At 62.2% G+C, this 12,283-nt stretch carries 12 protein-coding genes; 6 read left to right on the top strand and 6 right to left on the bottom strand.

Annotated elements, in window-relative coordinates:
- Position 1 precedes the first annotated feature (1 nt).
- The 6 genes from ACPTTC_RS30860 (at position 2) to ACPTTC_RS30835 (ending at position 4,828) form a co-directional block, all read left to right on the top strand.
- Entirely contained in the window at positions 2 to 1,180 is a 1,179-nt protein-coding gene (locus tag ACPTTC_RS30860; RefSeq protein ID WP_423395214.1) for an acetate/propionate family kinase, read from the top strand.
- A gap of 33 nt (positions 1,181 to 1,213) precedes the next feature.
- A complete protein-coding gene (locus tag ACPTTC_RS30855; RefSeq protein WP_113194772.1) occupies positions 1,214 to 1,468 on the top strand; it encodes an RNA-binding protein in 255 nt (84 codons plus the stop codon).
- Positions 1,469 to 1,738: 270 nt separating this feature from the next.
- Positions 1,739 to 2,782 carry an alpha/beta fold hydrolase gene (locus tag ACPTTC_RS30850; RefSeq protein ID WP_423395213.1) on the top strand — a complete coding sequence of 348 codons (1,044 nt, stop codon included), beginning with the start codon at positions 1,739 to 1,741 and terminating at the stop codon, positions 2,780 to 2,782.
- Complete coding sequence (locus ACPTTC_RS30845; protein WP_423395212.1) at positions 2,782 to 3,324, top strand: cytochrome P460 family protein; 543 nt, start codon at positions 2,782 to 2,784, stop codon at positions 3,322 to 3,324. Before ACPTTC_RS30850 ends, ACPTTC_RS30845 begins: the two co-directional genes overlap by 1 nt.
- A 301-nt stretch (positions 3,325 to 3,625) precedes the next feature.
- On the top strand, positions 3,626 to 3,952 hold the full coding sequence (locus tag ACPTTC_RS30840; protein ID WP_175965635.1) for a DUF4148 domain-containing protein: 327 nt from the start codon (positions 3,626 to 3,628) through the stop codon (positions 3,950 to 3,952).
- 84 nt (positions 3,953 to 4,036) lie between these two features.
- Positions 4,037 to 4,828 (top strand): alpha/beta fold hydrolase, encoded by a 792-nt coding sequence (locus ACPTTC_RS30835; RefSeq protein ID WP_423395211.1) that lies wholly within the window; start codon positions 4,037 to 4,039, stop codon positions 4,826 to 4,828.
- A gap of 663 nt (positions 4,829 to 5,491) precedes the next feature.
- On the opposite strand, the gene ACPTTC_RS30830 is transcribed toward ACPTTC_RS30835, so the two are convergent.
- From ACPTTC_RS30830 to ACPTTC_RS30805, 6 genes are all read right to left on the bottom strand, one after another.
- The gene (locus ACPTTC_RS30830; protein WP_423395210.1) at positions 5,492 to 6,751 is read right to left on the bottom strand and encodes an MFS transporter; all 1,260 of its coding nucleotides are present in this window, start codon (positions 6,749 to 6,751) and stop codon (positions 5,492 to 5,494) included.
- Between the two features lie 321 nt (positions 6,752 to 7,072).
- The gene (locus ACPTTC_RS30825; RefSeq protein ID WP_423395209.1) at positions 7,073 to 7,885 is read right to left on the bottom strand and encodes a hypothetical protein; all 813 of its coding nucleotides are present in this window, start codon (positions 7,883 to 7,885) and stop codon (positions 7,073 to 7,075) included.
- 85 nt (positions 7,886 to 7,970) lie between these two features.
- Entirely contained in the window at positions 7,971 to 8,870 is a 900-nt protein-coding gene (bla, locus tag ACPTTC_RS30820) for a class A beta-lactamase (protein ID WP_423395208.1), read from the bottom strand.
- A 486-nt stretch (positions 8,871 to 9,356) separates the two neighbouring features.
- On the bottom strand, positions 9,357 to 10,451 hold the full coding sequence (gene leuB, locus ACPTTC_RS30815) for a 3-isopropylmalate dehydrogenase (protein WP_423395207.1): 1,095 nt from the start codon (positions 10,449 to 10,451) through the stop codon (positions 9,357 to 9,359).
- Positions 10,452 to 10,847: 396 nt separating this feature from the next.
- A complete protein-coding gene (locus ACPTTC_RS30810; protein ID WP_423395206.1) occupies positions 10,848 to 11,621 on the bottom strand; it encodes a class I SAM-dependent methyltransferase in 774 nt (257 codons plus the stop codon).
- Positions 11,602 to 12,264 (bottom strand): flavodoxin family protein, encoded by a 663-nt coding sequence (locus tag ACPTTC_RS30805; protein ID WP_423395205.1) that lies wholly within the window; start codon positions 12,262 to 12,264, stop codon positions 11,602 to 11,604. Before ACPTTC_RS30805 ends, ACPTTC_RS30810 begins: the two co-directional genes overlap by 20 nt.
- Positions 12,265 to 12,283 lie beyond the last annotated feature (19 nt).

Below are 12,283 nucleotides of genomic sequence, written 5' to 3'. Positions count from 1 at the left end.
CATGGCAGACGCGATTCTGGTGTTGAACGCCGGCTCGTCGAGCATCAAGTTTTCCGCATTCGACGTGCAGGGCGACACGCTCGGGCTGATCGTGCACGGCGAGGTCGACGGCCTGTATACGGCCACCGCCCGCTTCAGCGCCGTCGACCGTCACGCGGAACGTCACGAGCAGCAATGGAGCGGCGGCGATACGTTCGGACATCACGAAGGGCTCGCGCAGATCGCCGCGTTCCTGGAGGCGCATCGGGAAGGGCATCGTCTCGCGGCGGTGGGCCATCGCGTCGTGCACGGCGGGCAGCGCTTCAGCGGCCCGGTGCGCGTCACGCCCGCGATCGTGGCCGAGCTGGAAAAGCTCACCCCGCTCGCGCCGTTGCATCAACCGCACAACCTGACGCCGATTCGCATCCTCGAAACGGTGCGGCCCGGTATCGAGCAGGTGGCCTGCTTCGACACGGCGTTCCACTGCACGCAGCCCGCGGTGGCCCAGGCGTTCGCGCTGCCGGAGTCGATCACCAGCCGGGGCGTGCGCCGCTACGGCTTCCACGGGCTCTCGTACGAGTACATCGCGAGCGTGCTGCCCGACGTCGCGCCTCAGGCGGCGCGCGGGCGCACGGTCGTCGCCCACCTCGGCAACGGCGCGAGCATGTGTGCGCTCGTGGCGGGCAAGAGCGTCGCGAGCACGATGGGGTTCACGGCGGTCGACGGACTGCCGATGGGCACGCGTTGCGGCAACCTGGACCCGGGCGTCGTGCTGTTCCTGATGGAAGAACTCGGGATGGATGTGCGCGCCGTCGAGGATCTGCTGTATCGGCGCTCCGGCCTGCTCGGGGTGTCCGGCATATCGAGCGACATGCGCACCCTGCTCGCGAGCGACGATCCGCACGCGCGCTTCGCGATCGAGCTGTACGTCTACCGCATCGCGCGCGAACTCGGGTCGCTTGCCGCCGCCATGGAAGGCATCGACGCCATCGTCTTCACGGCGGGGATCGGCGAGCACGCGGCGGCGATTCGCGAAGGGGTGATGCGCCGTGCGGCCTGGCTCGGCGTCGAGATCGATGTCGACGCGAACCATGCCGGCGGGCCGCTCGTCACGACGGCGTCGAGTCGCGTACCGGCGTGGGTGATTCCGACCAACGAAGAACTGATGATCGCGCAGCATACGCGCGAGCTGATCCGGTGACGGGCGGACGAACGAACAGAGAAAGGAGCCGTCATGGCCGAACTGTTGCTGGTCAATGTCGAGGAACACGCACGCGACGACGAGGTCGGCGCGTTCCTCACCCAGTATGGATTCCCGCGGTTCGATGCGATCGAGCGCGTGCCGGCCGGGATTGGCAACCCGGTCGCGCTGCTCAGGTTTAGTACGCTGTCGTCGGTGGCGCTCTACACGCTGCGCGCACGGATCGACCACATATCGTGGCGGGGGCGGTCGATTCGTGCCCATATCCTGCCGGACCGGAAGGACTGAACGGCTTCGTGCGTCCGGGTGGCTCAAGGGGTGAATGCGGGTCGACTCGCCCGCCCATGCGCGTTTCCAGCACGATTTTTGAATCGCCGTGTGTCGTGTTCGTGCACAGATACGTTGGGATACAAAGCCTCCAGAGGCCTTGGGTATAAATCCGGTGAAGCGATTCACGCGGCGGCGCGGTGCCATGCGCCGCCGTTGCGAACGCCGATTCCCGAGCGGCCGCACGCGCCGCGGGGCCCCTTCTTAGCGATCGACACTGGAGAACGAGTCATGCCTGATACCGTGAACACCCGCCGCCGCCTGATCCTCGGTACGACGCTGGCGAGCCTGAGCCTCGCCGACCTCGGGTTCAGCGCCCTTGCGCATGCGCAGCCGGCGCCCGATGCGGCGCCTGCAAAGCGCGCGGCCGGCGTCGCGTCGCTGGGCACGATCCACCAGATCGACGCGGGCGTGCTCAACGTCGGGTATGCGGACCTCGGGCCGCAGAACGGCCCCGTCGTGTTCCTGCTGCACGGCTGGCCGTACGACATCTACAGCTACGCGGAAGTCGCGCCGCTGCTCGTCGCGGCCGGCTATCGCGTGATCGTGCCGTACCTGCGCGGCTACGGGTCGACGACGTTCCGCTCGGCCGACACGGTGCGCAACGGCCAGCAGGCCGTGACCGCTGTCGACATCATCGCGCTGATGGACGCGCTGAAGATCGACCGCGCGGTGTTCGGCGGCTACGACTGGGGCGCGCGCACGGCCGACATCATCGCGGCGCTGTGGCCGCAGCGCGTGAAGGCGCTGGTATCGGTGAGCGGCTACCTGATCGGCAGCCAGGAGGCGAACCGCAAGCCGCTGCCGCCGCAGGCCGAGTTCCAGTGGTGGTATCAGTTCTACTTCACGACCGAGCGCGGCGCGCTGGGCTACGCGGCGAACCGCGACGCGTTCAACAAGCTAATCTGGCAACTCGCGTCGCCGAAGTGGCAATTCTCCGACGAAACCTATGCACGCTCGGCCGCGTCGTTCCAGAACCCGGATCACGTCGCCGTCGTGATCCACAACTATCGCTGGCGCCTCGGGCTCGCGAAGGGCGAGGCGCAGTACGACGACCTCGAGCGGCGTCTTGCCGCCGGGCCCGCGATTACGGTGCCGACGATCACGATGGAAGGCGACGCGAACGGTGCGCCGCATCCGGAACCGGCCGCGTATGCGAAGAAGTTCACGGGCAAGTACCAGCACCGGACGATCACCGGCGGCATCGGCCACAACCTGCCGCAGGAGGCGCCGCAGGCGTTCGCGGAGGCGATCCTGCAGGTGGAGCATCTGTGATGCGGGCATGCGTGGGCGTGGTGCGGCGCACCGCGCGCCGCGCGTTCGTCGCGGGCGTGCTGCTGGCCGGCGCGGGGGTGGCGAGCGGCCCGGCCGCGTTGGCGGAGCAGCCGAAGCCGGCTGCCGCCGCGTCGCCGATCTACTGCGTGACGATTCCGCCCGGCTACCGGAAGTGGGAAATGGTCGCGCCGGCCGAAGAGGCCGCGCCGCTCGATGAATTGCGCGTGGTGCTCGGCAACCCCGTCGCGATCCGTGCGCTCGAACAGGCGACGTTGCCGTTCCCGGACGGCGCGATCCTCGTGAAGCTCGCGTACAAGCGCAAGCCGTCCGACGCGTTCCCGCCGGCGACGGTGCCGGGCCAGGCGACGACGGTCCAGGTGATGGTGAAGGACTCGCGCCGTTATGCATCGACGGGCGGCTGGGGGTTCGGGCGCTTCATCAACGGCGTGCCGGCCGATATCGGCCAGCATCAGACGTGCTTTGCGTGCCACGAGGCGCGTGTGAAGAACCACGACGACGTGTTCACGCGGCTGGCGCCGTGACGCGCGTGGCGTGATGTGTTCGACCGAAAGGCGTGCCGTGTGTGGCACGCCTTTTTCATGGCGGGTGGGCTTTGGGGCGCACATCGGCAGACGGGGCAGCGAACGATGCGGCAGCCCGGTTTGTATCGCACTGTATCTGCGGCCGCTCCTGAAAAACTGGCATGCGAAAAGCACCGGTTTCGGAAACATGGCAGATACGTGCGCGGGTTCTACTGTCGACATGCAGGAAACGTTCGATGCCAGACGATCTGGATCGGATGCCGAATGATCGACTGACCTACTTCCTTCAAGGAGAACCTTCATGAAAGCCGCTCGAATCCTCGCCGTCGCCGTCCTCGCCGCCATCCCCGCATTGTCGTTCGCCGATACCGGCCACGGCCTCACGCGTGCCGACGTGCGCGCCGAACTCGTCCGCCTGGAACAGGCCGGCTACAACCCGGCCCGCAGTGAACCGCATTACCCGGAGGACGTCGCCGCCGCGCTGCAGGTCGCGCGCTCCGACCAGAACGGCCCGTCGAAGTCGCAGGGTGACAACATGGCCGACGCATCGACGCCTGTCGGCCATCGCGGCGCGACGCAAGCGCCCGCCGCACCGAATGCCGCCGACAACTTGTACGCGCATTCGTGATGGGCTGCCGCGCTTGCCGCCGGCGGGCGCGGCCACCCCTGCAGTACTTCAGGTGAAAAACACAGCAAAGCAAGGAGCATGACGATGGCCGGTTTGATGAAACGCGTTCTGGTATCCGCCGCGGTGATCGGTGGACTGTTCGGTGCGGCGGCGGCGCAGGCTGCGCCGAAAGAAGACCTGAAGGGCACGAACGTCGTGCTCGTGCACGGCGCGTTTGCCGACGGGTCGAGCTGGAGCCGCGTGATTCTGCTGCTCGAGGCGCGCGGGCTGCACGTGGTGTCGGTGCAGAATCCGTTGAGCTCGCTCGCGGACGATGCGGCCGCGACGAAGCGCACGATCGACGCGCAGAAGGGGCCGGTCGTGCTGGTCGGCCATTCATGGGCCGGCGTCGTGATCAGCGAGGCGGGCAACGACGACAAGGTGAAGTCGCTCGTGTACGTCGCCGCGTTCGCGCCCGACAACGGCCAATCGATCGCCGACGTCACGCAGGGGCTGCCGGCGCCCGCCTGGGCCGGTGAACTGCGCAAGGACGCCGGCGGTTTCGCGACGCTGTCGGACAAGGCGATCGCGCAGGATTTCGCGCCGGACCTGCCGCCCGCGCAGCAGCGCATCGTCGCGGCGACCCAGGGGCCGTGGTATGGCGGTTGCATCTCGGAGAGGGTCACGCAGGCCGCGTGGCATGCGAAGCCGTCGACGTTCGTCGTCGCGACGCAGGACAAGATGATCGACCCGACGCTGCAGGAATCGATGGCGAAGCGGATCGGCGCGACCGTCGCGCGCGTGAACGGCAGCCATGTGTCGATGCTGAGCCAGCCGAAGGCGGTGGCCGATGCGATCATCGCGGCCGCGGAGCGTGTGAAGCAGGATGCGCAGTGAGGGAACGCGGCGCCGCGAATCGTGCATCCGCGCGACGTCGATGGTTAGCTGCTCAATTGAATCGTGGTTACCTCGGAACGTTGATAATTCCGTCCGAAGCACCGGGTGTGACGGAAATATGACCGGGGTAGAAGTTGGCGACGCACGAGAAACTGACACTCGTGTTGTTGAGCGTCGTCATTGAAAAATCGGTCGCTTGCCAATGAAGCGAGGTGCTTGTCCACGGCGCACCAGCCGATGCCGTGCATGTTGCGTTACCCGTGACAGATGTACAGGAATGCTCAGGAATGTCTGCGCATGCACCAGTGATGCGGGTAGCAGCAGTGGAATCGGAAGAAGTGTCGAGATTCATTCCACTTGGAGCTTTGTTCACTCAACGTTGACCGCTAAAGTTACTTCAAGGTTGTGGTGGACGCCGGTCCGCCAGGCATCAGGGATGCTCTGAGGCTCGGTTCGGCCAGGAGCGGCCCGTCGACTGCCCCACCAATTTCGTTGACAATCTGGACTTTTCCTCGTGTAACAACTTCCGACTCGCCCACAACGATCCGTCAATGTCGATCGTCGGGTCAAAACCTCTGTCAGTCGGGTGCTGTCGATGTCAACCGGGACGAAGGCACTACGGGCTCATCGTGTCCCGTTCCGTTGCCTTGCATCCGTGTCGTTTCATGGCTGCGTCGAACGTTCCGCGGGTGCGGGGGCAGCCTGGACCGCGCCGTGAATGCGCGTCGCCGTAGGCCGGACACGGCGATGGGTCACCAGCGTGATGAGCAGCGCAGCGACCTCGCACACTCCACCGATCGCGCCAATGTCAGTCACGGAGCGGTACGCGACGATGAACGATCCAAGCGCCGCGCCGAGCGCGAAGCCGAGATACGTGAACGATGAATTGAGCGACAGCGAGACCGGCGCGACGTCAAGGCCGGCGATGTCGATCAGCTTGGTTTGCTGAGCCGGGTTGAACGCCCAGCCTGCTGCACCCCATGCGGCGATCGCGATCAGGATCGCGACGCGCGCATGCGCGGGTTCCAGGTGCAGCGCGCTGGCGGTCAGGCTCTCATACGACAGCGTCATTACGATCAGACAGGCGATCAATACCTTCCCGCTGCCGAGACGATCAATCGCACGACCGCCGATGGATACGCCGATGCCGGCAAACACGCCATACAGCAGCAGCACGACGCCCACTTGCGCGCCGCTGAAGCCAGGGCGGCCTGTCAAGAACGGCGCGAGATAGGGATAGATAGTCCAGATGCCGGCGGCCCATAGGGTCGTAATGAGCAGCGTGACCAGTACGGCGGGCTGGCGCCCGACGGCCACCCGTTGGGCGATCGACGGTACCGACAGGTTCGCGCCGACCCCGCGCGGCAAGCCGACCATCACCCCGAGCGTCACGAGCGCGGACAACACGCCGATGCTGGCGAAGGTCGCACGCCAGCCGAAATGGCCGCCGATCCACGCGCCGAGCGGCACGCCAAGCGCGACGGCGATTGTAACCCCGCCATGGACGGTCGCGAGCGCACGCCCCCTGCGCTCCGGCGCGACCAGCGAGCCGGCGAGCGCATTCGCGCTCGGCATGTACAGGCCGGCCGATACGGCGAGCAGGACGCGCGCGGCCAGCAGCGGCAGATAGCCGGGCGATGCGCAAGCCGCGAAATTGGCGGCTGCGAAGCACAGCAGCGCGACAATCAGGAAGCGCCGCCGGCTCACGCCCGCACCGGCCGTCGTCAGGATCGGCGAGCTGATCGCATACGAAAGCGAAAAGACGGTGACGAGCTGCCCCGCCTCCGCGACGCTGATGGACAGATCTGTCGCGATGATCGGCAGCAGCCCCGCGAGCATAAATCCTTCGGTACCAATCGCAAAGGCACCCAACGCCAGGAAATACAACGAAGCATTCTGTTTCAGTTCGGCGGCTAAGGCCATGAAAGTGGCTCCCTGCTGATGAGTCTGGACAAGCGGACGTATACACGCGGGCCTGGCACGCTGCTTCAGCCCGCGGTCAACGGATCAGATACGTGGTCAATGGCCATGCGCATACGGCCCATTCAGATCAAGAGCCAGCTGCAGCGCCACGTCAATGCCCAGGCCGTCTCGTCCGTATGAACCATAAAAGCTGACGTAACGTGAGGTGCAAGCGAAATCGGAAAAAGTGCTCGGGCACCGCGTGACAAAGGCTGAAGGAATTTTCTGTCTAGTGCGAATAGTTCAGAGTAATCGGTAAAATAAGACTCCAGTAAGGATTGGTCATGGTTGCTGCGATTTTTCTGTCGACACGGACCTTCCCAATAACTTTGTAGCATTGGGGTCAATATCCCACGCTTTCAGGAACTCGGCCTTTGTATGCCACTTCACAGTTCCATTCGGTAGACCGAAAGTAAGCAACTTGTCGTCTGGTTCGTCATAGATATCAGGTGCCGTAGCGAAACGCTTCCGTCGCCAGGCTAAAGCAACGAGTATTTTCTTTCCCGCAGGAGATACCTTGAATACTCGAATCCACACGGGATGTTGACCGAGCTCTGACATATCTGTTGTCTCGTCATCTTCCGCCGTGGACGAGCGAGCCCAGCCGATAGCGATGATCCTAATCGTTCGTCCAGTCTCATCCAGCTGTTCCTGGCGTTCAACCTTCCTACCCAGCAGCCGAAAGCGTGAAACGGGTATATGGGATCCCGCCCTGAAAAATTCCGCGATTACCCAGTCCCTTCCCGAAGACACAATTGGTACATCCCGTCGACGATCATAAAGATATATCTTGGTTAGATCGTGTAGGATTGATCTCGGAACCTTCGCGTCCGGGAAAGTATAGCGTGCTTGTTTGAAGTCGCCCGTTTCGGACTTGATTGAATTCCGGTCGTTCATGTCCAGCCCCAATAGCTTTGGTGGCAAGGTAACGGAGAGTACCATGTTGCCATTGATTTTCGCGAAATATGGGGTGCTGAACGGATCATCGGATACACTACCATGTCCCATGTACGGCGAAGCAACCGCGCACCGTAAAATCATGAAAGAGACAGACGTGACAGATATAATTGTTTTATTAAACAGAAAATTTACCATAACGAAAAGATCAATTTTTAATTATAAATATTTCGTTAAGAACACAGGTATAAACGTAAGCGGAACAATAGACTTCTCGACGCCGCTATATTTCCGTGACCAGTTCGCCAATTTTTGCGATAGCCTCATCGCGCTGTGTCGAGGTCGCGTTCGTCGCTCCCGTGAGGTACGCACCTACGAAGACTGGCGCGCGGCCCGCAGGCCATACAACAGCAATGTCGTTGACGGTCCCGTGATCGCCTGTGCCCGTCTTGTCACCGATGCGCCAGTCTTTTGGCAATCGAGCGCGCAAACGTGCGTCTCCGGTCTTGTTGGAGACAAGCCAGGCGATGAGCTGGTCGCGAGAACTCGACGAAAGGGTGCTCGCGAGCAAAAGCGCGTGCATGTCCGAGAGGATCGCGGCCGGCGTCGTCGAATCACGCGGATCCCCCTCTGCTGCTTCGTTAAGTGCTGGCTCGTTGCGATCAAGTCGGGTGAATTTGTCACCAATGCTGCGTGCGAAGGCAGTAAGTCCTGTTGGGCCGCCAACGCTTGTAAGCAATAGATTTCCCGCCGTATTGTCGCTGTGTGTGAGCGCTGCTTCGCAGAGTTCCGCGATCGTCATCCCGTCACTGTCCGCGCGCGGGCCGCTGATGGGTGAAGAAGGCACCACTTCGCGCTTCGAAAATACGATCTTACGCGTGAGATCTTCTTGGCCGTGGTCCGTACGCATCAACACCAGTGACGCCAACAGGATCTTGAACGTGCTGCACATCGGAAAGCGCTCATACATGCGCCAACCCACTTGCTTCCCGCTAGCGGTATCGAGTATTGCCACGCCGAGTCGCCCGCCGACCTGCGCCTCGATTTGCGCTAGTCGCATCTCAAACGGGCTCGCGAGCACCGTGCCCTGCTGCGCGTGCGCTGCCGAGCAAACTGCTTGAGCCGCAACACCGGCTATCGCACTGGCCAATGCCGTAACGGTGAATTGCCTTCGTGTAATCAATTAACCACCTCCCCGGAAGAATCGCCAATATCGCACCTCTTCGTCCGAGCGAAAAACAATGAAATATTGCACGACGTCCAAGGAAAATTTATACCTCCGACATGCAAACGAGTCGCCCTTGAATGACCTTCGCGCTTTTAAGTCGGCAGTGCGGCTGTCTGAGTTTCGCTTGTACGACATCGAAAATGAAGGTCACTCAGGCCTCTATCAGCCGGCAGATCTAGAGCCCCGAGTCGCCTACAAAAGCCTGTCATAAGAGACCAGATCGATCACTGCACCACAAGGTTGCGCCTCAGTAGATTTTGGGAATGTTTCTAGGCGAACGGCCGCTCCCGAGAAACCCGATGGTCCGTTTCGGGTCGGGTGCTGCCCTTCACATCGGGTCGAATCCGCACTCCATTTCGGACATTCGGACGTTCATGCAGCAGCGGTCCTACCTTCTACAGCATGATCGACTGAGGCACTTCACGGCAGACACAGCAGCTTTTACGAAATGGCTTCTTGCGTCGGGAGTGCCGCAGCGACCGCGTCGCCCATCTCGCTGGTGCCGACCTTGCGCGTGCCGGCTTCCCAGATGTCAGCCGTGCGCAGCCCTTGCATGAGCACCCGCTTGACCGCCGTCTCAATGCGCAGGGCTTCATTGGGGAGGTTCAGAGAATGGCGCAGCATCATTGCCGCAGACAGGATGGTCGCAAGCGGATTCGCGATGTCCTTGCCGGCGATGTCCGGCGCAGATCCGTGTGACGGCTCATACAAGCCCTTGCCATTCGCATCGAGGGACGCAGAAGGCAACATGCCAATCGAGCCGGTCAGCATCGCCGCTTCGTCCGACAGGATATCGCCGAACAGGTTGCCGGTGACAATCACGTCAAACGCCTTCGGTGCGCGCACCAGTTGCATTGCGGCGTTGTCGATATACATGTGTGAGAGCTCGACGTCGGGATATTCGCTGGCCACCCTTGTTATCGTGTCACGCCAGAATTGCGAGGTTTCGAGCACATTGGCCTTGTCGACGTTACACAAGCGCTTGCTGCGCTTTTGCGCGGCACGAAAGGCGACATGGGCCACGCGAACGATTTCCGGCGTGCTGTAACGCATGGTGTCAAATCCTTCTTCATGACCCTGGAATGGCCCGTCGGGTGCGATACGCGTGCCGCGCGGCTCGCCAAAATACACGTCGCCGGTCAGGTCGCGGATGATCAGGATGTCGAGACCGCCAACGACTTCTGGCTTAAGCGTCGATGCTGCTGACAGTTCCGGATACAGCATCGCAGGACGCAGGTTGGCGAACAAGGCCAGATGCTTGCGCAGGCCGAGGATCGCTTGTTCCGGTCGCAGTGGTCGTTCGAGCGTGTCGTATTGCCAGTCGCCAACGGCGCCAAGAAGAATAGCGTCGGCTGATTTTGCCAACGCGAGCGTACGCTCGGGCAACGGGTGGCCGTGGATGGCATAGCCGGCACCGCCAACTGGTGCTTCTTCCAGTTCGAAGGAACAATCAAGCGCGTTGAGTACCTTGACGGCCTGCGCCGTGATTTCAGGACCAATGCCGTCACCGGGCAAAACCGCAATTCTTGGATTCATGCGAATGGAGTCTCCGTTGATTGAAGGACTCCAGCCTAACCGACGTACTCTCATGAAAAAAGATTAAGCATTTATCCCGGTACAGATCATGCCATGCTGCCTGAACCGCACTCGACCCGGCAGACGTGAGATGAAGGGGATCGCCGAGCGTCTCGTGCTTGATGCGCCGACCTCACGCGAACACGCAGAGCGGGCTGGTGAAGCCCTCGACGCAGACGAGCACCGAGTACAGTTGCAACAGTCACTGGAACGAGGCGTTTTCAACGCGACGGAAAGGCAAAACCGTCGCCGATGCCATGCGTCGGCCGGATTCGGCAGCGTGCTGCTTCGTCGGCGCATTGAGTACGCAGTCTTTGCCATGAGATGCGGACTTCCGCAAACGGCTTCGGCAATCAACTACTTTCTCGCCGAGATTGCGTGCATTTGACCGACTGACCTGTCGTGATCCACAGTGAATCCGACCCGTTGCAACGCTGCGACCTGGCTTGCGGGTGACAGGCGCAGCTTTTTGTAGCTGCTCTTGTAGAGCCTCCATGCCTCACCCTCACGCACATGGATCAGATCGGTGACCACGACGTTTTCAGGTTCGTATTCAAGCACGCAAGTCATGAGGCGCTTGTCGTCGGCGCGAACCGGGATGAAACGCTCCAGTCCCACCCGTTCCCGGGAAAGATCACGGAAAGTCAGCACCAGGCGCCCGTCCGGCTCCAGGGCATCGTAGGCGTCCCGATAGAGTCTCGATACATCGTCCTGCCGTTCCAGATGTGTCAGCGTGTCTCCCATGCAAACGATGACACTGACCGAGCCGCATTCGACCATGGCTGGAAAGGCGCGCAGATCGGCAAACACGGGCGTGACCCGATCGTCGTCCAGCGCCTTTTCCAATTCCGCGAGAAGATCCCGGCTGCTGTCGATCGCAATGACAGCGCCGTAACCGAGATTGACGAGCGCCATGGACTGATATCCCGGTCCACACCCAAGATCGACGGCGACGGCCTTCGGTCCGAAGTTCAAGCCCAGCTCGGCAAGAAGTGCTTTCTGCTCGGCGGCCTTATCGCTGATCGTCGCGCCACTCATCCACGAATAGTGGGCGGCCAGGAGATCATCATAGTGGCGAGTCGCCTGGCTCGCGGGGCGGGCGCCCATATAGTCACAGATTGACTTTGTCATCCTGACGATCCTGGCGATCTCGACCAGACGACGCGGTGCGGCCCCGCGCGAACTGAAGCGCCGCATCGGCGACGCGCCAGCCGAGGTGGCGCGCGGTGGCCAGATCCGCTTCGGGAGGCGCGGCCTCGGGCCCTTGATCCGTATTCGATTGCGCACCCGCACCCAACCAGAAACCCAGTCGATTGAGATCCTCCGCCGAGCCCGTGGTCGAGTTATTGGCAGGAGGCAGGCCAAGATTGACCCAGTGCATGCCGTGCTGGGCGGCGAACAAGGCAAGCTGCACAAGCGTGGACAGTTTGTCTCCGGCGTGCGCGCCGGAATTCGTGAATCCGGCCGCAATCTTGTCCTTCCACAGGAAGCCCCTGAACATCACCGCACTGGAGGTCGCCTCCTGAAAGGCTTTGAATTCCGCCGACACGCCCGCCATATAAGTCGGCGCGCCGAAAATGATTGCGTCGGCAAGTGCGAGTTCGTCCCAGCGCGCCGGCGCGTCCTCGCAAGCGACAAGAAATCCCGTTGCGCCGGCAGCACGGCCGACCCCTTCTTTTACGGCCATCGCCTGCCGTGCGGTATGGCCATAACGGCTATGAAAGACAATCGCTACGCTTGCATTCGTCACTGACTTCTCCCGGAAGATCGACATCCCTATCCCGCTTCATCTG

Source organism: Burkholderia mycopellens, from assembly GCF_964265025.1.
In the GTDB taxonomy this organism is placed as follows: domain Bacteria; phylum Pseudomonadota; class Gammaproteobacteria; order Burkholderiales; family Burkholderiaceae; genus Burkholderia.
This window is presented reverse-complemented; position numbering and strand designations above follow the sequence as displayed.